Genomic DNA, 23,560 nt, shown 5'->3' on the forward strand with positions numbered 1-23,560 from the left:
CAATAAATCATTTTTTAGGACTCACAATGTCTGAAATAGAAAACACTCCTGATTCAGTTTCCTCTGTACTCAAAGTATTCGCTATATTACAAGCACTTGGCGAGGAAAAAGTGATTGGTGTGACAGAGTTATCCTTGCGGATCATGATGTCTAAAAGCACCGTCTATCGTTTTTTACAAACGATGAAAACATTAGGCTATGTTTCCCAAGAAGGGGAAACAGATAAGTATTCTCTTAACTTAAAATTATTTGAGTTAGGCGCAAAAGCACTTGAAAACCAAGACTTGATTAAACTTGCTGATGAGCAAATGTATCGCCTTGGAAAACTGACCAAAGAAACGCTTCACCTTGGTACATTAGACGAAGACAGCATTGTTTATCTGCATAAAATAGACTCTGAATACAATTTACAGATGTATTCTCGCATTGGTCGTCGCCGTCCACTTTATAGCACTGGGCTAGGTAAAATCATGCTGGCTTGGCTACCAGAAACGGAAATTCGCGCTATTTTAGCTAATGTAACTTTTGAACCTTTTACAAAATACACTCTGAAAGATATCGATGCTTTACTTGTTGAATTAGAACAAGTTCGCAAACAAGGTTACGCAGAAGATAAAGAAGAAATGGAACACGGCTTGCGCTGTTTTGCTGTGCCTATTTATAGTCGCATGGGCAGAATTATTGCCGGACTCTCTTTATCTCTACCTTTGATCCGTTTCCAAGAAGAAAATAAAGCTGCGTTAATTGCGCAATTACATGAAGCGGCAGCCAATATTTCTGCTGGATTAGGTTTCCACGACTACCCTTTTAGCTACACTGATACCAATGTCTTGGCTGAAAATATTTAAAAATCAAACCTAATTCTTTGTTTATAATAAAAATCCATTAATAAAATTGATGGATTTTTTTATTTCTCTTTATCATAACGAACTCTGTAATTTCGCTTTATATAGCTTAAAAATTGTTCGACCATTCACAATCAAGAAAAGGCTTTCTTGTACTATTCCACCAATTGAACCTGCCCAAATATTATGCGTTAACCAACATAGCGTACTAGTTAACATACACAATCTAAGCGCAATGCCGTTAAAGCGAAATAATGCATAGGTTGTTAACGTCGTCGCAAATAACGTTAAGAACTGTATTGGATGTATGATTTTTGGGATCACTAAAAACCACGCTAAAACAATAAAGACCAACATGATCCCAATATTACGCGAATAGCCCGACACCCAATTTCGTATTGCACAAAGCAAACAGTTAATGGCTCCTACCGTTGAGCCTATCAAAAAGAAATGAATAGACATCAAAAGGCCATTGAGCGTGAGCTGAAATCTAAGTTTACTATCTTGTCGTTGCATAAAGGCAGTTGCACCAATAAGGCACCCGAGAACACCAATACCTTGGGCAATCCAATAATTTTCAAAAAACATGCAACCTCCTTATTCCCCGCTCAACGAAAAAAGGCGCCTTTGGGCGCCTTCTTCGACAATAGCGAATTAACGCGCTAACCAACCACCATCAACTGCAATGGTATAACCATTAATATAATCAGAAGCTGAAGATGCTAAGAAAACAACAGGCCCCATCATGTCACTTGGAACACCCCAACGCTCAGCAGGAATACGCTCTAAAATAGCCGCATTACGTTCTTCATCAGCACGTAGAGCCGCAGTGTTATTTGTTGCCATATAGCCCGGAGCGATAGCATTCACATTAATGCCTTTATTTGCCCATTCATTTGCTAACAAACGGGTTACGCCCATAACACCACTTTTAGATGCAGTATAAGACGGCACACGTATGCCACCTTGGAATGAGAGCATTGATGCAATATTAATAATTTTACCGCCAGTACCTTGAGCAATAAATTTTCTAGCCACTGCTTGAGACATAAAAAAGAGACTTTTAATATTGAGATCCATAACATCATCCCAATCTTTCTCTGTAAAATTAATCGCATCTTCTCGACGAATGATACCGGCATTATTGACTAAAATATCAACATGGCCGAAATGAGTAACGGCTTTATCCACCAGCCCTGGCAATTCGTTCGTTTTACTCACATCAGCTTGTAAACTTAAAAAACGACGACCGAGAGCTTTTACTTCGGCGATAGTCTCTGTCGGTTCAACAAGGTTGATCCCCACGATATCGCAGCCAGCTTGAGCAAGCCCTAATGCCATACCTTGGCCTAAACCTGTATTACAGCCAGTTACAATGGCGACTTTACCTTTCAGATCAAATGCATTCAGGATCATACTATTACCTCGAATATAAGAAATATGTACCACCACTTCATATAGTTGGTAGCTACTTTATTATGAGTAATACATTTATCTGATTAGCGCAGATCGCGAACTGCAACATGATCCATATCGCTAAAGACCTGATTTTCACCCACCATACCCCAAATAAAGGTATAGGCTTGTGTTCCAACACCTGCGTGAATAGACCAACTTGGTGAAATAATGGCTTGCTCGTTATGAACTAATAAATGGCGAGTTTCATCCGGTTTACCCATCATATGGAATACCGCAGCATCTTCTTTCATATTGAAATAGAAATAGACTTCCATACGGCGTTCATGTGTATGACAAGGCATGGTATTCCAAAGACTTCCTTCCTCTAACTGAGTCATCCCCATCACTAATTGGCAAGTCGGTAATACGTTAGGGACTAAATATTTATAAATAGTACGGCGATTACTGGTGCTTGCGTCCCCTAATGTTTCAGGAGAAGCCTGATCTTGTGTGATTTTACGTGTTGGATAAGTGGTATGTGCGGGTGCGCTATTATAATAGAATTTAGCTGGATGAGCAGAGTCAACACTCTTAAAGCTGACATCACGAGCACCTTTTCCTACATAAAGAGCTTCTGCTTTACCCACTTCATAGTTTGTACCATCAACCGTAATCACACCAGCGCCACCAATATTAATAAGGCCTAATTCACGGCGTTCTAGGAAATAGGTGACACCAAAAGACTTCCCTAACTCATTAGAAAAAGTGAGCGGAGAGTCCACTGGCATAATTCCGCCAAATACAATTCGGTCGATATGGCTATAAGTCATAGTCAGTTTATTTGGGCTAAAAACTTCTTCTATCAGAAACTCGCGGCGCAGGCCTTCTGTATCTAATTGTTTGGCATGGTCGCTATGAATGCTTTGACGAGTTTGCATAATGAACCTCAATTCCTAGCCTTGATAGGCATTAATGATAATGTGTGAAAATGCATCACTTTTATAGGGACACGATATCAATAAAAAACACAACCATCAATAAAAATATAAAACATTGTTTTATTTTTTTGAAGATGTCGTTCTTTTTATAGGAAAGAGTCATTTTTGTTACTTCTCAAATAAAAAAAGAGCCACTCAAATGAGTGGCCCCCGATATAACTGATAATGATTTATTTATGGATACTTGATGGTTTTTACTACTTATTTATAACTTTGTTTAATTTCTTGAGAAATCGCTAATCCACGTTTTGCTTCTTTTTCAGCAAGTTCAACGGATAAACCAATATAAGAACGAGGATCGAGCATGGCCTTGATTTCATCTGCATTGAAAGCTGCAGTAATAGTTTCGTTCTTCATCAAGTTAGTATAAAAATCTTCACCATCAGCTGCCGTTTTAATCGCTTCTTCATATAACAGCGAATGTGCTTTATCTTTACCCAGCTTTTCTGCCATCTTCATCATAACGTATTCGGTATTATCTAATCCCTTATTTCTCATCACGTTATGTAGCATTCTCTCTTCATGAGGAACGATGGTTCTTGAAAGCTCTTCCGTTCTTAATAGAATTTCTGTTGTTAATTCTAACGCCTCTTCAATTAAGCCATCAAATAACATATAAGAGCTACTGTCACCTTCATAAGGTCTTACCGCAGAGTACATTCCCACATTCGGTAATGAGTACAGTTTCTGTGAGTTAGCGATAATTCCTTTGGCTAATTTGGGATTAATTTTATGAGGCATTGTACTACTACCCACAGTACCTTTTGTAAATCCTTCAGAAACCTCAGCAATTTCTTCTAACGTGGTGCTATATACTTCTTCACCAATTTTATGGCAGATGTTAGCCATCAGTGCCAAGTTCATCATATATTCTAATTTATGCGTACTTAGATTACGTGATGGGACTTCCATTGCTTGCATACCCACTAATTCAGCAACGCGTTTTTGTACTTTCATCCCCACTTCTGGCATTGAGTTAAAAGCACCGACTGCACCCCCCATCATAATGGTGAATACACGTTTCTCACTCTCTTTCATACGCTGGTAGCAATCAATAAAATCGCTGATCCACACTGAAACTTTGTACCCATAAGTAATAGGGATAGCATGACGACCGTGTGTTCTACCTGCCATCACCATATGTTTTGTTTTTTCAGCAAGATTAGATAAGTTTTCAATAATTTCGCTTAGTAATAACATGAACTTATTGTGTACTGTTTTCATCATATACAGCTGTGAACTTTGCTGTATATTTTGTGTGGTAATGCCATAGTGCACATATTTACCACTCTCTTCAGAGCATGCATTCACCAGTACTTTTAAAAAAGGCACAAAGCCATGACCGATTTTTTGATAAATACGGTTCATCTCTTCAAAATCGATATTATCAATAATCGCCTTTTCTTTAATTTCATCTGCAGCAGACTGTGGAATAAAACCGTATTCAGCTTGTGCTTGCGCTAACATGGCTTCAAACATCAACCAAGTTGAATATTTAGCTTCATTGGACAGCAGATTTTTTATACCGCGATCGTCGATTGTTTTACTTTTAGAATCGTATAACGCTCTCATCATGTATCCTTTTTATTTCTTCATTGCGTCATCAACAGCATTGCGAACAAATTCGACTTTAGGGCCATAAACGACATGGACATGGTTTGCTGCCGGAAAGAAGAATGCTGTACAGCCAGACTCCAACATTAATTCTTTGTCTATTTGATTTACTTCATTAATATCAATACGTAATCGCGTAATACAGTTATCAACATTACGGATATTTTGTTTGCCACCTAACGCTTGAATTAAGATTTCTGCAATTTCGCCATAACGTTTTTCTTTGATTAGTGTGTTTTTCATATTGCTTGATTCTTCTCTACCTGGGGTTTTGATATCAAATTTGACGATAGCCCAGTAGAAAATAAAGTAGGTCACAACAGCCAGTGTGCTACCAATCAGCACTAAGAAGATCCAGTTAGTTTGTTCGTACAATAAACCGAAGATAGTGAAGTCAAAGACTGTGCCTCGGATATAACCAATTGCAACACCAGCAAAAGAGAGTAGAACTGCGCCAATACCCACAATAATCGCGTAAATTAAATAAAGTAACGGTGCGATAAAGACGAAGGTAAATTCAAGAGGTTCAGTCACGTTACCTAACATTGCAGTTAAGACCATCGTCACTAGCATCGATTTAACTTCAGCACGGTTCTCTTTTTTCGAGGTTTTATAAATTGCTAATGCAATCGCAGGGAATAAGAACAGCGTCACCAACATTTGTTGCTGAGCCATAAAACGCGTCAGGCTTGGCATCATTGCCCAATATTCACTACTTGGGCCTTGGTTAAATAATACTTCTGTCATTGCTGGAACAACACCTACATAGGTTTGCCCATCAATCACATAAGAGCCACCGGCTTCGGTAAATCTAAACAGAACGTTCCAGACGTGGTGTAAGCCAAATGGGATAAATAGACGCTCACCACCCGCAGTAAAGAAAGGCCCAACAGGACTTAAGAAGACAGCCGAGAGCTTAGTTAAGCCCATGACTAATACTTCCCAAATAAATGGCAACAATGCACCCACGCCAATCATTAATCCGACCATAATAATGGCGACAGATTTTTTCCCTGAGAAGAAGGCAAATGCTGTTGGCAACTCAAGGTTATAGAACTTATCGGTAGCCCATGCAGCGATTAATCCTGTGATAATCCCTCCGGCGGCACTAATATTCATGGTTTGTATACCCAGAACCTTAATTTGCCCAACCTGCGTCATAATGGCAGGATCAGCCAGCTTTCCAGTCAATACCAACCAGATATTGATTGTACTTATCAAGGTTAAATAGCCCACCACAGAGGCAAAGACCGCAATTCCCTTATCTTTATGACTCATTCCATACGCCACCCCCATTGCAAATAGAAGTGGAATATTGTCAAACACCACACCTGCAATAGAACGAATACTGACTAATAAAGCATTGACTGTTTCATTTCCTAAGAAAGGAAAGCGTGCAATCATATAAGACTGAACTAAAGCACCACTGATCCCCAAGATCATACCGATAGGCGCTAATACACCGATTGGTAGAAGTAGGGTTCTACCAAAGCGCTGAATAGACTCGCTGAACTTTTTCCTGGCCATATTTTTTTCCTTATGACTTCTCGAATATAAAAAGAATTACCGAGGTACTCTAACTTAGGGATTATAGGAAATGAATGACGTAGCGGTTTTAAATATTATCTCAGGTCATTTTTTATGACTTAGGTCTTTTTAACAAACGATTTAATTAATAATAATAAACAATTTTTTATTTCAACAATAAAAATTGATCCTAGATATTAATATCTATATTGAAAAAGAAGGTTATTTTAAAATAACTTATGAGTATTTTAATCAGATAGATTAATGCTTTTTACACATTAAGAATAAAAAGAATATTTAACTAATAGAATGATCAGTTTATTAGAATTTAAAGTAGTGTTTCTAGCTCATTTATCAGTAAATCCACCAGCATAAAAAAGCCAATACGTGATTTAGTATCATCTTTTTTTGTATCGTGATTATCAGCAAAACAAAACAGAGCATGGCTTGCGTAACTGGTTAATTCATTGGTATTAAATGCTGTCATACTAATAATATTAGCATCTTTTAACTGTACGATTTTTGCTGTTTCTATAATTTTTTTTGTGCCACCAGAAAGGGAAATAAAAATAACTGTGTCATCTTCATTAACAAGGCGAGTAAACGAGTCAGATAAGTTGTAATCATTAATAAAAAAGCAATGTAGTCCCAAAGCAAACAGAAGGTGTTCAAGGTAATAACCGACTGCTTTACTCGTTCCCCTTGCAACAATAAAAATATTCCTAGAGTGACGTAAGGTTTTCGCACATTCCCGAATTTGCTCTTCATTAATTAAGGTAAATGTTTTATTAATATTCTTTTCTAATTGCTTTTTATAAGAGGCGGTGCTCGTTTTCTCAACTTTATTTTGAGCCAAGATATAATTATTAATTTGGAATTTAAGCTCTTTAAATCCACTAAATCCTAACTTTTGCGATAAATTAATAATCACCGTTTTTGATACAAAAGTTTTTGCAACTAAATCATTAATATTTAAATAGGGTATATCCGCAATATTATCAGTGAGATATTTTAATACTTTTTTTTCGCTGATCGTTAAATTGTCATAATTTTTTAGGAAATCCAGCATATCTCACCCAACCAATTGAATATAAAACACCCAATAAAGGAGCGAACATCCCAAAAATATGCCAGCTCTTTTCGTGCGCTTATGTGCAATAAAATAGATAACGAGTATACGTTAAATCATACAGTTATGTAGGAACAGAGTTATTTTTTGTGAATTAAGAGATTATTGAGCCCACGATCAATGAGCCCAATACGTGCTATTCATTACCCCAGCGATTAAGGAACATCGCAATATCGTCAATGCGTTTTTTATTAATACCCGCTTCTTTTGCCATCTCTTGTTGTGCCGATTCACTAATTTCTTCGTTATTCATTAATCGAGTGAGTAATAATTGAAAATAGAGAGCAAGCCCATCTTCTTCTGCCTCAGCAACAGGATCGGTTGATTCCAGTGAATATTCTTCTACCATGTCATAATATTTAAAATGGATTTCATTGTTCATAAATTCTCCCCAAGGATTAACATTAATACTCGTCATATTCAATTACTATCAAATTACTAAGAGTATATCTCTACATTCGCCTGTTAACCTAAAATTCGCTATTATCCACTTTCTTCTTTTTCTGCGGATAGGCTGATGTCTACGATTATCGATACTTTTATTGCCCCACCTTGCTATGATGAAATCGAGATCCTTTATCAAGACGAGCACTTAGTCCTTATCAATAAACCGACAGGACTGTTGAGTTTATCAGGAAAAAACCCACAAAATATCGACTCGGTACATTATCGATTAGTGAAGCTATTTCCGGGATGTACGCTTGTTCATCGACTTGATTTTGGTACATCTGGATTGATGCTTGTGGCACTCAATAAAGCAATCAATGCGCTTTTGTGTCAGCAATTTAGCCAACGCAGTGTAACCAAGGTATACAACGCACTACTGTGTGGTCATTTGAAAGAAAATGAAGGAGTGATTAATGCTCCAATTGCAAAAGATCCCGCTTTGTTCCCACGCATGTCAATTTGTCCTATTAATGGAAAACCAGCACGCTCTGGTTATCACGTTATTGAGCGTTTTTATCATACATTAGAAGATGGAACGTTATTGTCCTTAACGCGAGTACAATTTGAGCCTGAAACAGGAAGGACGCATCAACTTCGTATTCACAGCCAGTTTATAGGCCATCCTATTTTAGGTTGTGACTTATATGGTGGGTGTGACGGAAGTTTAATTGAAGGAATGGAAGGAACTAAACGGACTCCGCGACTTATGCTTCATGCGAGTGAACTTCATTTTGTTCACCCTATTAGCCAAGCACCAATAAAAGCGCGTTGCGAGAGCCCGTTTTAAATATCGATATTTACAGTTTAAGCGCTTTTACTGTTTCATCGATATCAAGTTCATCTTCAGTAAAAATGATTTCTGTTCCGTGCATTGTGGTGATTGCCAGCTTTCTCAACGTGCGCACATTATTAGCTCCATCCGCTGACTTTGGTCTGATGCTATTCATTAAAGTACCAACAGAAAGTACGGTATTTTCTTTATTGATATGTGTATCTGCAGGCACATCTTCGCTATAAATTCGAAATGATTTAATTGAGGTCAGTTTAACGCGCTCACCTGCAATATAAACGTATTTGCTGTCTGGGATCACTTTAACCGCATACGCAGACAGGCCTTTGGTATTGGTGGTCGGCTCAAACGTGACATTTGCATCTGTCTTTATCAAAGCAGGGTTGGCAACTTTAATCACATGAAAATAACGGTTATCCCCGTTTTCATCTTTAATAAATCCAAAACCTTTATCTTCAAACCACTTTGTGATTATTCCGTTCATTGCCATTATCGCCTACTTAATCGTTTATCTACAAAAATTTCCAGATGCAGTATAAAGCACAATGCTTATACAGACTATGCCTTTGAGTTAATAAGCTACGTTACTTATTACCACATTAAATCATCTGGGATTTTAAAATCAGCATAAGGATCGTCTTCATCTTGTTCTGTCTCGCTCAGTGCGTTATTTAACAAGATACAGTCCACGTCTCTTTGTGTAATTTTATCTGCAACACTGGCTGGAATAATCGCGTACTCCGTTTTATTTGCATTATCCAGACGAGCAATAGCAAGACGTCCACTAATTAATTGAGATTGTGTCAGTTTATCCACCACAATTTTTTTAATCACATTATTGTCAGTGAAATTAAAATCAATATCGCCTTTTTCTGACGTAATTCTATTCATCTCAATAAGTTGCTTAACTTGCGCTTTATATTCTTTAGATAAAGTCGCTTGTTTTTGTTGCTCACTAAGCAGTTTATCGCGCTCAAGTTGAGCCTTTTTATTTTCTTCTACGGCTTCTCTTGCTTCTCGCGCTTGAACACGTGATTTTTTTGCCGTTCTTTGGACTTTTGCCATTTTTTTACTGGTCACAAGCCCTGCTTTTAACATCTGCTCTTGTAAGGTAAGTTTTGCCATTTTTATGCCTAAATTTGCTCAAGAATTTATGAAATTATACCTGTAATTTCTAAGAGTGCATCAGGTTGTAAGAAATGAAGATAGCAACATTTGAACCTATCATGGCATTCAGAGTATATTGGAAACACTATCGTAAAACGCTTTCTATTACAGGTAATACTAACAATGGCTCTGATCCCAAAAAACTATGCACGGTTAGAAAGTGGCTACCGTGAAAAAGCACTGAAAATCTACCCGTGGGTATGTGGACGTTGTGCTCGTGAGTTTGTTTACTCAAACCTGCGTGAACTAACCGTTCATCATATTGATCACGACCATACCAATAACCCAGAAGACGGCAGTAACTGGGAATTATTGTGTCTGTTTTGCCATGATCACGAACACTCTAAATACACAGAAGCAGACCAATATGGCACAACAGTTGTCGCAGGTGAAGATGCACAAGATGATGTAGGTGCGGCAACCTATAATCCTTTTGCTGATTTAAAGTCGATGCTTAATAAGAAAAAATAGTGATGCAATGTCTGCTTTGGTGCAAAGCAGACTATCTATCCCCTTTCTCACGCCCCTATATAGAATGGTGTATACTTACCAACAAGAAACTTGTTCATGGTTAATTAATAATGAAAGAAATCGAAAAAGCAAAAATCAAACTCCTTAGCGACCGTTTAGATCTTATTCGTCATAAAATGGCAAATATCTCGCTGCCAGATGAAACGGAAAAAGTGGAAAAATACGCAGAGTTTGAAAAAGAAAAAGTAGAACTAGAAACTGAAATCGCTCGTCTGAAAGCAGTACGTAACAATAAACTCAGTAAAGAAGCACAAAAACTAGAGGATATGCCATTCAAACGCCTCATTACTAAGAAAGAACAAGCGGATATTGGCAAGCTGAAGAAAACTGTACGGGGCCTGATAATTGTCCATCCAATGACCGCATTAGGGCGCGAAATGGAGCTAGATGGTATGACCGGTTTTTCTAAGACTGATTTCTAGCTAGAAAATCAATTCAACTAAAACCTGTAAAAATCAGCTAATACTAACTGGTTCTTAATATATATCTGTTATTATGAGCCGTTAGTTATCTGGAGAGAAGATTAGGAAGCAAAGCATCACGTAAACTAGAAAGCTACTTCTTCTGCTTACCTCTTTTCAGCAAATCTTTCAGTACTGCAATATTTGCCCTGTGGTGCTTTAGGAAGATTTTCGCTCATCGAATTGCCTCCACTCTCTATACGTTATGCAAGACTATGAAAAACAATATGATAAAGAAAGAATTAGATGCTTTATTAGAAAGAAGTGATGAAATAAGAAGTGGCGGAGATCACAGGAGTCGCATTAGATGGGTAATAGCGTTGATATTAAATATGTTTACTGAATTGGATAAATGACAGTGCCCCCATTAATGCCCCCAGATTGGTTTTTATGTGGGGAAGGAGGGAGGGCACCATCGAAATAAGAATAACATCCCCATACAGATAGTAACAAAGAAAAGTATCCGAAGCGCTGGCCAAATAGGACACAAAATTTGGTAACCAAAAAAGAGCAATTGCTCTGAACTCAGAACAATAAAAAGACTTATTAAATTAACTAGGGGGTGGCAACAATCTTGGCACTTACAGTATCGTGCAATATTAAGGTTTTGAAAATTAAATATCGATAACGAGCTATATACGTGCAGCTACAACAATGAGATGATTGATATTAAATCTTAAAGTAAGTAACGTTGAAAAAAACAAATAATAATTTATAATACACTTAGAAAGATTAAAGGTAATAAAATGAATAATATTTCTTTAAATGACAAAGAGTTACGATTTGCATTAATTGATTGGTTGCATCGTAAATCAATGAAACCTCAAAAAATAATAGAAGAACTCTCTGTTAACAATGGCCTTGCGATTGCTGATGTAGTGGCTATCTATAAAGATCTGCACTGTTACGAAATTAAAGGAGATAATGATAGAATAGAAAGAATCCTTAAGCAAGGGCTATCATATGACCTTTCTTTTAGAAAAATAACGCTTTTAACCACTGAAAAACATAAATTAAAAGCGCTTTCTCTAGCACCTAGTCATTGGGGGATTCTCATCGCTCACATAAACAAAGGGCAAATAAAATTATCATATGCAAGAAAAACGAAGGCAAATGTAGGATTTAGTCCAATGGTTGCCTTAAGTACACTATGGAAAAGTGAAATGCTCGAGATTCTAACAAAAGAAAATATCCCCATATTAAGCAAAGATAAAAATAGGGACACTATCTCACAAAGAATTTCTAGCCAGCTTAATAAGCTAAGTATTAGTAATGAAATTAGTGATAAATTACTTCAACGCTCAAGAGTCATATACGATAAATGAAGATTGATAAGCGGTTTAACAATAGATGCGGCTGTAACAGATTTACCTTCATAATTAGCTTTTTGAAATAAATATAAATCACCTGCAGAATATTCTTTTCCCCTATAAAAATTACAATAATTAACAATATATTCAGCGAATTCATTATATTGATATTTATCGCTTTTGACCCGCCCTCCTCTCTTAATGAAAAGACGGTCTTCGTAGGGATAAATTATTTTTGCGGTAGTTATATTTTGCATATCTTCATCAAACAATTCAACATCAGAATATTCTGGGCTAACACATCCATAATCACCAAAAACTAATGTATAGTGCTCGTTATAGCTATTGAATATCGAGGTGTAAATTTTTATCTCTTCGCGAGCTATATCCAATTCTGATTGCGTTTTCAATAGCTCACTAATAGATGCCGGAATCATGGAGCCACTAGTAATAATTTTATTAATTTTAACATTTGTTGGTTGCGTTTTTATATTAGAAATGAAGTTTGTTATTTGTTTAGAGACTTTATCAGCATCACCTACTTTACAAACCCTACAATCAAATATTAAATCAAACGATTTAATATGAGGACTCAGACTCTCTAAAATTTTTTCTATCTCATCTTTAAATAAGTCGTAGTTAAGAAAATAGTCTCTTGTTAATCTGAGAGCAACTCTCTTATGTTTAAAGAGATTATTTTCAAAACCATGAATAACAGATAAAATGTGCCGTGGGTCTCTATCTAATGCAATAACAGGGATCATCCCGAATTTTGAAAATCTGTCAATTATATCATAATAATGATATTTATTGTCGATAGCTATTTCATCTTCAACATCATAATTATCCAGATAGAACTCTTCAAACCATTTTAATGTATTATTGAATTTTGATTCTAACCTATTTAAATCCATAAAAAATAGTTGGCTTTTATCACTTTCTTGAGACGTAGAGTAACGACTTTTTTTAGGCTTCTTTCTCGGGAAATCAAAAAAAGGAACCAATTTATTCTTTTTAACTGTATCAAGTTCCTTTAGTGCACTTATTTCACTAACTTTTAATTTCAAAAAAGGCGTGTAATTATACATTAAATATTATCTCCCTAACGTTAACTTTATTAACAATCTTAGAGAAATATTTATAACTTTTAGTTTCACTTCTAATTCTCCCTGCAACAATTGCAGGATGAATTCCTACTTCCTTGGCAAAAGAAAAGAGTTCATCTTCCTTAAGAGAACGTTTTGCCGCGCAACCTCGCCACATATTTCTTGGTATAAGTAGATCAAGAGCCATTCTATCCGCTTGAGCTTCTATTAAATCCTCAGGATCAATCGTTCTTTCAGTATCATCCACAATCGGGGAATCTAATTTATTATAATGTAATAATACATGAGATAATTCGTGCATTAAAGTAAACCAAAAGTTGTCAATCCTACCGAATCGGAGACTCATACCAATAACCGGATTCCCGTTATCATTAACATAAACAACACCATCAACTTTTGCAGATGGAATAAATTGTTCGTATACCAGTACTATACCTAATTCAAGGAGGGCTTTAGGAGCGTTTAAAGGAAAATCTTCATTTATGCTATTTTTTGTAAAATCGTTTAATTTTTCAACTGTAATTGGGGAATATGGTGGTATATTTGCCATAGAACAAATAAAGTTCTCTTTTTCATAAACAAAAGATAACCATGTATTTATGAGGCTATCATTCGATGATATACCTTTCCTAAATAATGTTGAGTTCTTCTTATTAGATTTACAAAATGACGAAAAAAGACTAGAAATATTGTTATAGTTTTTATTTCGCCCAGAGATATTTTTTGCTCTTTTGACTTCTGCAGGTAAGGCATCAACATAATCACTAAAACGCAAGTAATTATCATACTCTTCGTGAAGAGATGTTGATGAATATTTTCCAAAGGAAAAATCGATATCGTCAATGTTATTCCTCACAAAACCTCCAAGAACCTCATAGAGTTATTATCATCAATTTCATAATATTGTAATTGAGCCTTATCAAGCTTATCAATATGGATCATTCCAATATGTTCATAGAACCCTTTAGCTTGAGGTAAAGAATGCAAACAAAATCCATACCTGTAACCCAATGTAGCAGTAGAATATTTTATCACTGCCTGCAATAACTTTTTACCGACTTTATTATAACGTTTTTCTTCTAATGGAGTTAACCGATTCCAAGGTGCTACAGCAATAAATTCAATGTAAAAAATATCGTCTTGGTTTAATGCACTTTCTTTAGGGAAGTAGATAAGACAAGCTGCCTCAACATCATGACTCGTTTTTAAAAAAAACCATTTATATTCTTCAGTACTATAGCATCTAGACTTGTTAAACCAATTCCAATGACTGTCTTCAATTTGAATCTTTGATAAAAACTCTTCTCGCGTTTCGTCGTTACATTCATTTTTAAGATGTTCAAACATTTTTAAACGATATTCTGACCATTCTTGATCGCAAGTTATAGCATTGGGAAGGCTCCAACCGAATGAAATTAAATATGACTCCTCAACCTGACGGCTACTTACAAGCGTGCCTTTTTCAATTATAACTTCTTCATCAGGAGCAGGAATAATTCCTAGTTTAATTAATTGATTTATATCAATATTCATATACATATACATTCTTAGATAAATAGAGACGCATGTCTGTAAAGTAAAGAACTAAATTTTTCTAATTAGGTACAAGCTGTTAGAATACTATTGTGGCGTTTTGTTTGTTGAGGAAAGAGAAAATATTGAGTATGACTGCAACTACTTGAAACACTATTTTTTATCAACGAATGCAAGCAGTTACAACTAATGTTCTACCAACCTCGTACACATACAATGCTATCGACAAACTACAACTAACCATATGATTTATAATACATTAATTAACGCAACTCAATATTAACCAGTTTTTGTGTCGATGTAATATAACCTCGTAGGCGAATGGTTATAATAACACAACTATTTCATTGCGACTCTTTACACTTCACAAATATGACTGAAAATAATTTGACTCAACCAGTGATAACAAACTATTCGGTTAAAATGCTTTATATATGCTTTGCGCTGCAATTTTTCGAACCGAATGAATATTTAGCAAGGGGACTTGATTATTTTTCACCCCTCATTACAGACGATTGCTCCGATACTGAGACTCATATCAAAATAAACACATTGGAAACTATTTATATTCCACATAAATAAACTTAGAACAACAGTAGATCATGTTTAACAAAAAAAATAAGGCCACCAGCAAATAGATGGGAAGCACATTATTTTATGAAAAAACAATGTGCTACTATTATCTATATTCTTTCTCTTCCAGAGAAATGTTCGTGCATCTTTTCTGTCATGACCCACAGCGCCTTATTTAATTTAATATCTCCATCAATGCCATTCACTGAACGAGTGCGAGCCCGCTTACCTTTAGCGCTCCGACCAGATAATCCTCCCTTGATTAAGTTTTCCTGTAAACGTTGATATACCGTCCAAAGATCATCTTTCTTATCTTCCCAACGACGAGGTTGTAATACTTGCTCCTCAGTAATTGGTTGATGCTCCTCGCCATAACGATAAGTCAACGCCGCTTGTGCCAAAGCTTGTTGTGCTGGTGGAGGTAACAATAGTGACTGCATCTGTTCTCGCTTTTCAGCAACAGCATCAAACGTTTCTAATACCTCATAAGCCCCTTCAATCACCTTGCCAACAACATCACCTTTATGTGGCACACGCACTTCACCAAAGGTATCTCCGCAAACTAAACCGTTCGAACATACAACTCTAAATAGGCCCGGCAGCATTTGATAACTACTCGAACCATCATGGCTATTAAGTAAGATGATTTCAGGTACTTGTATACCCGTAATTTGGTCATGTCGCCTGAACCGTAACATATGCTTGGTGTGCTCTCGACGGCTAACATCACGCACTCGAGTCTGGCAAGCAAAGAACGGATAAAAGCCTTCTTTTTGAAGGCTATCCAATAAGGTAATGGTCGGAATGTAAGTGTACCGTTCACTACGTGAATCGTGTTTTTCTTCTGAGAAAACACTCGGTACGGTACGAAATAATTCTTCTGTGGTTAACGGACGATCACGGCGAATACTATTCGCCGCACCAAAGCGGGAAGCTGAGCGAGTCATAATGAATTTCCTTAAAAATAAATAAGATAGGTAAAACTGAAAGATTGAATTAAGAAAGGCGTTAATCGATAAGATGGAAAATGGCTGAACTTTCTGGATGTTGAATAACGTAATCACGAAGCTGATAGAACCGTTCAACCAGTAATTCACTCTCCGCTCTAAATGACCACTGGCTGTACAGCATCAAACAAATGGCAACGCCTGCCGCTTCAGGGCTGAGTCCTGCTTCATTGCCATTATGCATATTGAACAGCGTTAATGTTTCATGATCCAAATCTGGATAAATAAACGCACCGCCATTGGGTAATGTGCAGTACTCCCAATAGCCGCCAGTGTATTCATCACAGAACTGGCCCATGATAGTAAATATCACCACTTCAAACGTGGCAAAGCCTTTTACTGTGCCGAAGTAGGTTTGCCAGAACTTCGTACGCTGGTGGTCAGAAACTCGATTACCCGTCATCAAATTGGCATTAAAATCCTCACTGCCCTTCATTGAGTTTACGGCATGTCGCTTTTGCTGCATTGAACAAATCCTCTATGTTGTTTTTAATCGGCATAAAAACGGTAGACCAAAAGGCCTACCGTAATAAGGTTATTTAAATATGTATGGGAAAAATGGTGGTTTAATGTTTTGAAAATAGTGTATTCAGTAATTGATCAAGAGGACCGCCAATCAGAGTGGTACACGTAAATACGGCCCCTAATCGTGCTGCTTGGATTTCAGCTTCTGAAAATTGCCCTTCAATGAGCATTTTTTCCGCTACTTTCTTTTGTGCGTAGTGGGTCACATAGGACAAGGCCACAACACTTGTTGTTGTGGCGATAAGTTTTAATACTGACATTGGATTACCCTAAAAGAAAAAGCCAGCAAAAGCTGGCTAGAAAATATGAATAAAAATGCAGATCCAGTTTATTGCGGACCCGACCAATTATCGCTACTCATGGTTAAAAAAGCATCACAACTGGCTTCACCAACTTTACAAACACGCTTAGCAATCGATGTGTCAGGCCATTTCTGATGGGTGCTATATTCCAGTCCATTATTATCAATACAAGCCACTTTTAGCCAATTTGCCCGAGCCCCTTGATTATAATAGATGCTGCTAATGCACGTTATTGCGGTGGGGGCTGGATGTTGATAAGCAAAGCTGACATCGGTTTGCGCGACAAGCTCACCTGGTGGAAGATTAAATCGGATCGTTCTATTTCTATCTCGATTCATTGCCCATAATTTTTGTGCATATTGATCTGTTAAATAATAGGTATAACGATCCGGTTGAATTTCACCACGCAACGTAATGGCTTGTGCTGATGAAGTTGATATCAATGTCATTAATAAAGTCATTAATAAAGTCATTATTGAAAATACGAAACGTGAATACATAATTAATATTCCTGTTTTAGATATTATAGAAAATCATTACTAAGGATGCTCAATACAGTCTTGGTAATCTGTATCGGCCATAGCTTCCGCAAGCCCATTTGCAGAAAATAATGCAGAAGTCAACGGTGAGGACACCCATTGTAACGTGTCGTTTGGGGTTGTCTTTTTGAGCTGTTCAAATAATTGTTGATAATTATCATCTTGCGAGGTATCTGAACGACCAGTTCCATATGAAGACTGACTAATGCGGATAGTGACAGGCGAAATTGCGTTGTCAGGAGTAAGGCCATTACGATACTCAGGCGTCGTCATACGAATATGGAATGCACCGCCATGGCAAGCGAACATTAGTGTTTCCTCTTGGGCATTGTTGCTACTCAAATCCCACGCCATTCCTGTGCTGCCATACCAATCGCCCCATTGATCATCAGCAATCGTGCTGTGTGCTGAGGTTGAAAAAAGGATCAATATCCCACTGATAAGCGTGCATAACTGCGGTTTTAAATCTGGTAAATAAAATGTCATAAAATGCTCCTAAGCGTGTGTGGGATGTAATATCCCTTTGATATATTGAAAGTAGGGTAATGCTTGGATAAATGTGGGCTCCTCTATTTGTTGGGTAATCGCGTTATCTGGATGAAAACAACGAGAGGTTTGTTCAATATCCTGCAACAGCAGTAATGGCATGGCATGAATAGATCCCTTATAGACCCCACAGACGTACCAAACACCGTCAAAATAAGTCAACTTATAGGGTGATACCCAGCGATACATTTTTTCTTCGTGTCGGTAATGAATAAAGTGATGTTCTAAAATCGCTTGAGTCACAATAGCAAAACCACCAAAAGGTGAAGGTAAAGCCTTAGGCGGCGAGTGATACACCCTATAAGGAGACTCATGAGATTGGCGATTAAGAAGTAATGACAGCAACTTTCTATCCAAGACAGGAAAAAGCTGAGCGACATGGGTGATATTGGCAAATTGGAGAATATCGCTATCTGTACGTAATACAGCAGATCCCCCCGCTAATCGATAACCGCCTTGAAAATGTTCCAAATCGAGGTGGACTAATCGTTCATTAAAATCGCGTAATAATGTACGGTACGAGACATTAAACTCCGAGGCTAGCCTATTGAGGTATAACGTTTCCCCTTTGAATAATTGCGTTAAAATATACGCCAGACGATGTACCAATCGTTCATGACGGGCTGAAGGTTGTGCCATAAGGATTCCTACCAGTGACAACACAGATAAAGCCTTGCTAAACGCTAAGCAAGAATAAAGGATTTTTGGCGTAGATAAGCCACAATAAAATAAATGGGTAGTGGAAATTGACTTTGACTGGGAGAGGATATCGCCTCCATCAGCCAAGTAGACTGTAGTGTGGTATTGACGGCCTTTTTCAATGACATGAGTGAATGGTGTGTTAATTCAACAGTTTGATGGACTGAAATATTTCCACACATTTCAAGATAACTTCTGAGTATCATTGTGGCGATTTCAAGTGCAACGCTATTTGATGTTTTCACTGCGGCAGTGAGTGCAACCTTAATTTGTATAGGAGTGGGTTCTGAGAGATTAAGCTGTAAATCTCGGGAAATAATTAACAAGTCGTTTTGGTTAAGCCCATTCATACTTTTCTCAATCAGTTTCATAAGTAAATTGAGTTCTAGAATTTCAATATCATTTTTAATCCCATCTTTGATATTTAATCGGGCACACAAATCTTGTAATCGGTGACGATATAAACTACAAGAAAAGTTAAAAGTAGATACTAATGAACATTCATCACTCACCATGTGAAATGCTGAAAAAATATAATCTAAATAGAGTGAACGCGTTGCAAGCGAAAATGGAATAGAGGAGGTTTTAAACTCTTCCATTACTCGATTTTGCTTATTTTCTTTAAACAAAAAAGAAGCCAATAAGACTAAATCGTCATCATGTAAATGGATGATAAATGCTAAATCGGGATCAATCTTGTGCTTATGCATAACGTTGGCTCCTTATAAAGGCATAGAGCATAACAAAGTCACTAGACAGGGGATGTCACGTCAAAAATTATTTTCATCGAAATAGTTAAATAATTGTACCAAGGAATGTCATTGTAAACCTTGTGGCTGTCTCTTCTCTTTAAGTGTTTAAGTTAGGTGTATTCATGAATGTAATGTAGGACTCAAATTATTTGGGAATAGTTTCTATTACAACGCATTTCATTTTAATATAAAAACATGGCCTCTATTATTTATAGATAAATAACTTCAGAGTGAATTCAATAAAATATACCAGTTATATTCTTTACTCTACAAGAGTAAGTGCTTTTAACATGCGTTGGTATAGTAGTATATATAAATAAGAAACAGAATATAAACCAGCATTTAAATAACCATAACTAAATAAATAAAAAGTAGAGATATATACAAGGAATTAAACATAGATAGTTTAGGCATGATAAATATCATAATTAGAATAGTTAATATGTACATCTCTTCTATAAATGACATTTATTAACATCAATAAATCACGTTAAAACTCTATTACTAATAAAAATTAAAAGGAAATTTATTTATGAATAATCATAGTTAATCTTAAAACGTAAATCATTACATTAATCACTTTTAATATAACAACAAATAACAGGAGTGGATTATGTATACAGTTAATCAGGATTATCTAAAAAGAATGAATCAGGTACTATCACGTGTATTAAGCGAAAAGAAACGAGTCTCTGCTTTTAGAATAGACTTACGTTTCCCTAGCGGAAATAGTGATTATCACAATGATGCCAAAGTCATTACACGATTTATTGAATCATTGAAAGAAAAAATAAAATGGGATGTAAAAAAAAAGAGTAACTTATGGAGGAGAATATTAACTGAGAAGCTGGATTACATCTGGGTCAGAGAAGTGGGAAGTGAAAGTCATCACGCACATTATCATGTAATACTCTTTTTAAACAAAGATATTTATTACTCTCTTGGCGATTACAATAAGAATGACGGTAATTTAGCTGCATTGATTATTCAAGCATGGAATAGCGCATTAAATATAAAATCCGAAAAAGTATCAGGATTAGTCCATTTTGCCGGTAGTTATCATCTTGTTCAATATCAAGACCTAACCTTGAATACTACTCTTCAATTTGAATTATATAAGCTACGGCAAGCTTTTAATTATTTAGCAAAAGACTATACGAAAGCCTACCACAGTGGTTTTCGTTCTATTGGGTGTAGCCAATAAGTTTTTATTAACAAAGTCGGGATATACTTTGAGAAGTAATATCCCTATTTTAATATCGATATTGCTTCTGCCTTTTAATTCAAGACAGGAGCTAATTATTATGACATCACAATCTTATTCATTACTCAATGACCAATTTGTAGATATGAAGTTTATATGTACATTTACGGGATTAACGGATAAATGGTTTTATAAACTCATTCAAGAAGGTGAGTTCCCTAAACCGATTAAATTAGGACGCAGTTCTAGATGGTTAAAAAGTGAAGTAGAATACTGGTTACAGGAAAAAATAAATCAATCTAGATGATTTATTTTCTCTCTTGTTCTCATGACTATGCACAATAGCAGGAAACATTAAACACATAAATAATACAGCCATATTTATGGATAGTATGCTAAAAATGCAATTGCATGATATGTGCACTTTTCGACCAAACTAGAAATTATCATTAATATAAAACTGCTAATTTTGCGGTTATTAGCAGTTTTTATCTATATGGAATCAACGTTTTTTGTTTTTAGATTATTTTTTAACCTTTCGATAGTGTGGACATCATGACAAAAGATATAATTATGAATAGCAATAGTTAAGTAAAAATTACATATTCTTTGGGTCATTATAGGATTTTCAAATCGACATAAGGAATAACTCCATTGGGATTATTACTCGGATTTACGGGAATAATATGAAATGAGTATATATCTTCCCCCTGAGGGACATTACAATAATTATATTTGTTTATAAATGAGATATATTTAGGGCCCCCTGTGTTTTTTTGAATAACCCTAACTGCTGAGTAGGAAATAACAATATTTAGAATAGGTTCGAGCTTATCAATTTTTCGTAAACTATTTGGACCCGATTTTTCTATATCACTTTTTAAAAAAGGAGCATAATTACCATTATGAAACCTATCCATTATCCACGCGTAGAGTTTCTTTGCATCTTTTTCTATTTGATTGAACTCGGACATTGAATAAAATATTTCATGTGCTTGATTCATATAACTAGTTATAACTGACCTTGCATTATTTAAGGTCTCAATCGATAACTCATTTCCTTCAATTCTATTTACCTCATGAAATATAGCCGCAAGCCTCAAAGTATTTGCACTGGCTTTTGAAATAATATCTGAAATATTTTTATATGATTCATTAATCATTGAGTTAATTAAAAATAAAGATCTAATGTTAGAGTATTCCATAATTGAAGCCTCTTGAAGTTTCAATATTTTCACCTGATGAGCTTGATCTATTAATATTTTTTTACGTTTTTGTAATAAAGACCAGAGGAAATCATGAAAATTTTTCAGATAGTTTGAAGATGTGTTTTTATTTGTAAACCCTTGTGTATTGTTACTTATGAACGATTGCGTATTTTTCACTGCATTAGAGTGTATTGATGAAAAAAGAAATCTAGATAAAAAACCACTTCCTTTAGCTTCCTCACCATATTTATCTACGTATTTTTGAAAGATTGTTGGCTGAACCATAAGAGAAATAGTGAGAGTTGGTTTAATATTTTTAGACTCTTTATTTGCCCTGTTGTATGAATATGAACTTCCATCCCATGCTTTATTTAAAATACCATAATTATTCTTAATATAACCTTTAAAAAAGACAATGGATTCATCAGAAACAATTCCAGCATCTGGGCATTTACATAAACCTTCTAATAAAGATTTAGGTGTAGTATCTTCATGGATGAAATATGGTTCAATAGGTTTAATTGGTTTCATAAGCATGTGTTTTTCTAGCGCATACTCATCATTTTCTGGATTGATATTATTCCGAACAGATCTTCTTAGATTACTATCTAATGCCTGCTTTTTTATTTTCCAGATATCGTACTTTTCTTTGTACTTTATTAACTGAACACCATACTCTTCTTTTGATTCAGTTAAAAAATCATAAAATGGCTTCATCACTAATTCATTAATTGTTGTTTTTCCGCCCCCAGATTCAGCTAGTGTTAAAAAATATAATGAACAAGGTTCAGGTATAGTGCTATGAGGAGGAACAACCTTAATTAATGGCTGATAAGCAAGCGAAGTTGCTGCTAACACTGCCGACGTTATTAAATCGATTGAAACTTGAGTATCAATATGTAATGAGAGGATGACATCACGCAGTAAGGGGGGAAATATATTCAGATCAAATATGGAACTGACTGTATGCTGAGTTTTGTTATAGTTCATTTGTTGAGGTACAAACTGATCTTGCTTTGAATTATTTCCCGTGAACATAGCCATTTCCTTACCAAACAGGCATCAAGTACATTATGAACATGGAAATATAAAATGAATAAAGATAAATAGCTATCACATTGAAGATGTTAACTTATTTCCTATAGTTTATTTATTAGACTATTGATGATAACCAAAGGTTAAATATCATCATATCTCATATGTAATGAATCCAACAATAATTATGCCGATAAACCTCTTAAGAAAGGGTTTTGCTTTACGTGATACCCTACAAGAGCAGTAGAGAGTCTTTCAGCATATACCTACTTCATCCTGTTCCACTCTGTCAGCATGATGAATATGCAAATATT

Annotated in this window: 27 protein-coding genes; 7 read left to right on the top strand and 20 right to left on the bottom strand. The window is 35.8% G+C overall.

All coding sequences use genetic code 11. The features are described 5' to 3' along the window. Positions 1-26: 26 nt before the first annotated feature. Complete coding sequence (gene kdgR, locus GTH24_RS19405; RefSeq protein WP_072068926.1) at positions 27-848, top strand: DNA-binding transcriptional regulator KdgR; 822 nt, start codon at positions 27-29, stop codon at positions 846-848. Positions 849-920: 72 nt separating this feature from the next. On the opposite strand, the gene GTH24_RS19410 is transcribed toward kdgR, so the two are convergent. The 7 genes from GTH24_RS19410 to GTH24_RS19440 form a co-directional block, all read right to left on the bottom strand. Then, complete coding sequence (locus GTH24_RS19410) at positions 921-1,433, bottom strand: YgjV family protein (RefSeq protein WP_164526858.1); 513 nt, start codon at positions 1,431-1,433, stop codon at positions 921-923. A 66-nt stretch (positions 1,434-1,499) separates the two neighbouring features. Continuing rightward, positions 1,500-2,261: a 2-dehydro-3-deoxy-D-gluconate 5-dehydrogenase KduD gene (gene kduD, locus GTH24_RS19415; protein ID WP_115351065.1), complete on the bottom strand. Its 762-nt coding sequence runs from the start codon at positions 2,259-2,261 to the stop codon at positions 1,500-1,502. Between the two features lie 83 nt (positions 2,262-2,344). Then, positions 2,345-3,181 (bottom strand): 5-dehydro-4-deoxy-D-glucuronate isomerase, encoded by an 837-nt coding sequence (gene kduI / locus GTH24_RS19420; protein WP_072068929.1) that lies wholly within the window; start codon positions 3,179-3,181, stop codon positions 2,345-2,347. 261 nt (positions 3,182-3,442) lie between these two features. Then, a complete protein-coding gene (locus GTH24_RS19425; protein WP_072068930.1) occupies positions 3,443-4,813 on the bottom strand; it encodes a class-II fumarase/aspartase family protein in 1,371 nt (456 codons plus the stop codon). A 12-nt stretch (positions 4,814-4,825) separates the two neighbouring features. Beyond that, complete coding sequence (locus GTH24_RS19430) at positions 4,826-6,382, bottom strand: PTS transporter subunit EIIC (protein WP_072068931.1); 1,557 nt, start codon at positions 6,380-6,382, stop codon at positions 4,826-4,828. A 328-nt stretch (positions 6,383-6,710) separates the two neighbouring features. Further along, on the bottom strand, positions 6,711-7,451 hold the full coding sequence (locus GTH24_RS19435; protein ID WP_072068932.1) for a MurR/RpiR family transcriptional regulator: 741 nt from the start codon (positions 7,449-7,451) through the stop codon (positions 6,711-6,713). A 196-nt stretch (positions 7,452-7,647) separates the two neighbouring features. Further along, complete coding sequence (locus GTH24_RS19440) at positions 7,648-7,893, bottom strand: DUF2543 family protein (RefSeq protein WP_072068933.1); 246 nt, start codon at positions 7,891-7,893, stop codon at positions 7,648-7,650. 135 nt (positions 7,894-8,028) lie between these two features. Here GTH24_RS19440 and GTH24_RS19445 point away from each other — a divergent pair, with 135 nt between their 5' ends. Continuing rightward, the gene (locus tag GTH24_RS19445; protein ID WP_164526859.1) at positions 8,029-8,745 is read left to right on the top strand and encodes an RluA family pseudouridine synthase; all 717 of its coding nucleotides are present in this window, start codon (positions 8,029-8,031) and stop codon (positions 8,743-8,745) included. 10 nt (positions 8,746-8,755) lie between these two features. On the opposite strand, the gene GTH24_RS19450 is transcribed toward GTH24_RS19445, so the two are convergent. Then, complete coding sequence (locus GTH24_RS19450) at positions 8,756-9,232, bottom strand: cold-shock protein (protein WP_072068975.1); 477 nt, start codon at positions 9,230-9,232, stop codon at positions 8,756-8,758. A gap of 107 nt (positions 9,233-9,339) precedes the next feature. Next, positions 9,340-9,873 carry a DUF2058 domain-containing protein gene (locus tag GTH24_RS19455; RefSeq protein WP_072068935.1) on the bottom strand — a complete coding sequence of 178 codons (534 nt, stop codon included), beginning with the start codon at positions 9,871-9,873 and terminating at the stop codon, positions 9,340-9,342. 165 nt (positions 9,874-10,038) lie between these two features. Between GTH24_RS19455 and yajD the strand changes: the two genes are divergently transcribed. The 3 genes from yajD to GTH24_RS19470 all read left to right on the top strand — a co-directional run bounded on the left by yajD (position 10,039) and on the right by GTH24_RS19470 (position 12,232). Further along, entirely contained in the window at positions 10,039-10,386 is a 348-nt protein-coding gene (gene yajD, locus GTH24_RS19460) for an HNH nuclease YajD (RefSeq protein ID WP_006534437.1), read from the top strand. A gap of 110 nt (positions 10,387-10,496) precedes the next feature. Continuing rightward, positions 10,497-10,868, top strand: coding sequence for a YibL family ribosome-associated protein (locus tag GTH24_RS19465; RefSeq protein WP_072068936.1), 372 nt, complete (start codon positions 10,497-10,499; stop codon positions 10,866-10,868). A 785-nt stretch (positions 10,869-11,653) separates the two neighbouring features. Further along, on the top strand, positions 11,654-12,232 hold the full coding sequence (locus GTH24_RS19470) for a sce7726 family protein (protein WP_206535552.1): 579 nt from the start codon (positions 11,654-11,656) through the stop codon (positions 12,230-12,232). Here GTH24_RS19470 and GTH24_RS19475 read toward each other — a convergent pair. The 10 genes from GTH24_RS19475 to GTH24_RS19520 form a co-directional block, all read right to left on the bottom strand. Beyond that, positions 12,202-13,305: a beta family protein gene (locus tag GTH24_RS19475; RefSeq protein ID WP_164526860.1), complete on the bottom strand. Its 1,104-nt coding sequence runs from the start codon at positions 13,303-13,305 to the stop codon at positions 12,202-12,204. The genes GTH24_RS19470 and GTH24_RS19475 overlap by 31 nt on opposite strands. Next, entirely contained in the window at positions 13,298-14,179 is an 882-nt protein-coding gene (locus GTH24_RS19480; RefSeq protein ID WP_164526861.1) for an ImmA/IrrE family metallo-endopeptidase, read from the bottom strand. Before GTH24_RS19480 ends, GTH24_RS19475 begins: the two co-directional genes overlap by 8 nt. Further along, positions 14,176-14,862, bottom strand: coding sequence for a GNAT family N-acetyltransferase (locus GTH24_RS19485; protein ID WP_164526862.1), 687 nt, complete (start codon positions 14,860-14,862; stop codon positions 14,176-14,178). The genes GTH24_RS19480 and GTH24_RS19485 overlap by 4 nt, the downstream gene beginning before the upstream one ends. A 677-nt stretch (positions 14,863-15,539) precedes the next feature. After that, on the bottom strand, positions 15,540-16,376 hold the full coding sequence (locus tag GTH24_RS19490; protein WP_164526863.1) for a DUF932 domain-containing protein: 837 nt from the start codon (positions 16,374-16,376) through the stop codon (positions 15,540-15,542). A 61-nt stretch (positions 16,377-16,437) separates the two neighbouring features. After that, positions 16,438-16,839: an antirestriction protein gene (locus GTH24_RS19495; protein WP_164526950.1), complete on the bottom strand. Its 402-nt coding sequence runs from the start codon at positions 16,837-16,839 to the stop codon at positions 16,438-16,440. 163 nt (positions 16,840-17,002) lie between these two features. After that, positions 17,003-17,221, bottom strand: a complete 219-nt coding sequence (locus GTH24_RS19500) for a hypothetical protein (protein WP_067405984.1) — start codon at positions 17,219-17,221, stop codon at positions 17,003-17,005. Between the two features lie 68 nt (positions 17,222-17,289). Next, on the bottom strand, positions 17,290-17,763 hold the full coding sequence (locus GTH24_RS19505; protein WP_164526864.1) for a hypothetical protein: 474 nt from the start codon (positions 17,761-17,763) through the stop codon (positions 17,290-17,292). A gap of 39 nt (positions 17,764-17,802) precedes the next feature. Then, complete coding sequence (locus GTH24_RS19510; protein ID WP_164526865.1) at positions 17,803-18,288, bottom strand: hypothetical protein; 486 nt, start codon at positions 18,286-18,288, stop codon at positions 17,803-17,805. A 9-nt stretch (positions 18,289-18,297) separates the two neighbouring features. After that, positions 18,298-18,987 carry a transcriptional regulator gene (locus GTH24_RS19515; protein ID WP_067405974.1) on the bottom strand — a complete coding sequence of 230 codons (690 nt, stop codon included), beginning with the start codon at positions 18,985-18,987 and terminating at the stop codon, positions 18,298-18,300. A 44-nt stretch (positions 18,988-19,031) separates the two neighbouring features. Further along, entirely contained in the window at positions 19,032-19,757 is a 726-nt protein-coding gene (locus GTH24_RS19520; RefSeq protein ID WP_164526866.1) for a hypothetical protein, read from the bottom strand. A gap of 655 nt (positions 19,758-20,412) precedes the next feature. Here GTH24_RS19520 and GTH24_RS19525 point away from each other — a divergent pair. Both GTH24_RS19525 and GTH24_RS19530 read left to right on the top strand, forming a co-directional pair. After that, entirely contained in the window at positions 20,413-21,003 is a 591-nt protein-coding gene (locus GTH24_RS19525) for an inovirus Gp2 family protein (RefSeq protein ID WP_164526867.1), read from the top strand. A gap of 100 nt (positions 21,004-21,103) precedes the next feature. Next, positions 21,104-21,310, top strand: a complete 207-nt coding sequence (locus GTH24_RS19530) for a helix-turn-helix transcriptional regulator (RefSeq protein ID WP_164526868.1) — start codon at positions 21,104-21,106, stop codon at positions 21,308-21,310. Positions 21,311-21,620: 310 nt separating this feature from the next. On the opposite strand, the gene GTH24_RS19535 is transcribed toward GTH24_RS19530, so the two are convergent. Beyond that, positions 21,621-23,249, bottom strand: a complete 1,629-nt coding sequence (locus GTH24_RS19535; RefSeq protein ID WP_164526869.1) for a DUF3987 domain-containing protein — start codon at positions 23,247-23,249, stop codon at positions 21,621-21,623. Positions 23,250-23,560: the final 311 nt, after the last annotated feature.

The sequence above is a fragment of the Proteus vulgaris genome, assembly GCF_011045815.1.
In the GTDB taxonomy this organism is placed as follows: domain Bacteria; phylum Pseudomonadota; class Gammaproteobacteria; order Enterobacterales; family Enterobacteriaceae; genus Proteus; species Proteus vulgaris_B.

Coding starts and splice junctions, on each gene's coding strand:
- kdgR (WP_072068926.1), top strand. CDS start 27: ATGTCTGAAATAGAAAACACTCCTGATTCAGTTTCCTCTGTACTCAAA.
- GTH24_RS19410 (WP_164526858.1), bottom strand. CDS start 1,433: ATGTTTTTTGAAAATTATTGGATTGCCCAAGGTATTGGTGTTCTCGGG.
- kduD (WP_115351065.1), bottom strand. CDS start 2,261: ATGATCCTGAATGCATTTGATCTGAAAGGTAAAGTCGCCATTGTAACT.
- kduI (WP_072068929.1), bottom strand. CDS start 3,181: ATGCAAACTCGTCAAAGCATTCATAGCGACCATGCCAAACAATTAGAT.
- GTH24_RS19425 (WP_072068930.1), bottom strand. CDS start 4,813: ATGAGAGCGTTATACGATTCTAAAAGTAAAACAATCGACGATCGCGGT.
- GTH24_RS19430 (WP_072068931.1), bottom strand. CDS start 6,382: ATGGCCAGGAAAAAGTTCAGCGAGTCTATTCAGCGCTTTGGTAGAACC.
- GTH24_RS19435 (WP_072068932.1), bottom strand. CDS start 7,451: ATGCTGGATTTCCTAAAAAATTATGACAATTTAACGATCAGCGAAAAA.
- GTH24_RS19440 (WP_072068933.1), bottom strand. CDS start 7,893: ATGAACAATGAAATCCATTTTAAATATTATGACATGGTAGAAGAATAT.
- GTH24_RS19445 (WP_164526859.1), top strand. CDS start 8,029: ATGTCTACGATTATCGATACTTTTATTGCCCCACCTTGCTATGATGAA.
- GTH24_RS19450 (WP_072068975.1), bottom strand. CDS start 9,232: ATGAACGGAATAATCACAAAGTGGTTTGAAGATAAAGGTTTTGGATTT.
- GTH24_RS19455 (WP_072068935.1), bottom strand. CDS start 9,873: ATGGCAAAACTTACCTTACAAGAGCAGATGTTAAAAGCAGGGCTTGTG.
- yajD (WP_006534437.1), top strand. CDS start 10,039: ATGGCTCTGATCCCAAAAAACTATGCACGGTTAGAAAGTGGCTACCGT.
- GTH24_RS19465 (WP_072068936.1), top strand. CDS start 10,497: ATGAAAGAAATCGAAAAAGCAAAAATCAAACTCCTTAGCGACCGTTTA.
- GTH24_RS19470 (WP_206535552.1), top strand. CDS start 11,654: ATGAATAATATTTCTTTAAATGACAAAGAGTTACGATTTGCATTAATT.
- GTH24_RS19475 (WP_164526860.1), bottom strand. CDS start 13,305: ATGTATAATTACACGCCTTTTTTGAAATTAAAAGTTAGTGAAATAAGT.
- GTH24_RS19485 (WP_164526862.1), bottom strand. CDS start 14,862: ATGTATATGAATATTGATATAAATCAATTAATTAAACTAGGAATTATT.
- GTH24_RS19490 (WP_164526863.1), bottom strand. CDS start 16,376: ATGACTCGCTCAGCTTCCCGCTTTGGTGCGGCGAATAGTATTCGCCGT.
- GTH24_RS19495 (WP_164526950.1), bottom strand. CDS start 16,839: ATGACGGGTAATCGAGTTTCTGACCACCAGCGTACGAAGTTCTGGCAA.
- GTH24_RS19500 (WP_067405984.1), bottom strand. CDS start 17,221: ATGTCAGTATTAAAACTTATCGCCACAACAACAAGTGTTGTGGCCTTG.
- GTH24_RS19505 (WP_164526864.1), bottom strand. CDS start 17,763: ATGTATTCACGTTTCGTATTTTCAATAATGACTTTATTAATGACTTTA.
- GTH24_RS19510 (WP_164526865.1), bottom strand. CDS start 18,288: ATGACATTTTATTTACCAGATTTAAAACCGCAGTTATGCACGCTTATC.
- GTH24_RS19515 (WP_067405974.1), bottom strand. CDS start 18,987: ATGGCACAACCTTCAGCCCGTCATGAACGATTGGTACATCGTCTGGCG.
- GTH24_RS19520 (WP_164526866.1), bottom strand. CDS start 19,757: ATGCATAAGCACAAGATTGATCCCGATTTAGCATTTATCATCCATTTA.
- GTH24_RS19525 (WP_164526867.1), top strand. CDS start 20,413: ATGTATACAGTTAATCAGGATTATCTAAAAAGAATGAATCAGGTACTA.
- GTH24_RS19530 (WP_164526868.1), top strand. CDS start 21,104: ATGACATCACAATCTTATTCATTACTCAATGACCAATTTGTAGATATG.
- GTH24_RS19535 (WP_164526869.1), bottom strand. CDS start 23,249: ATGTTCACGGGAAATAATTCAAAGCAAGATCAGTTTGTACCTCAACAA.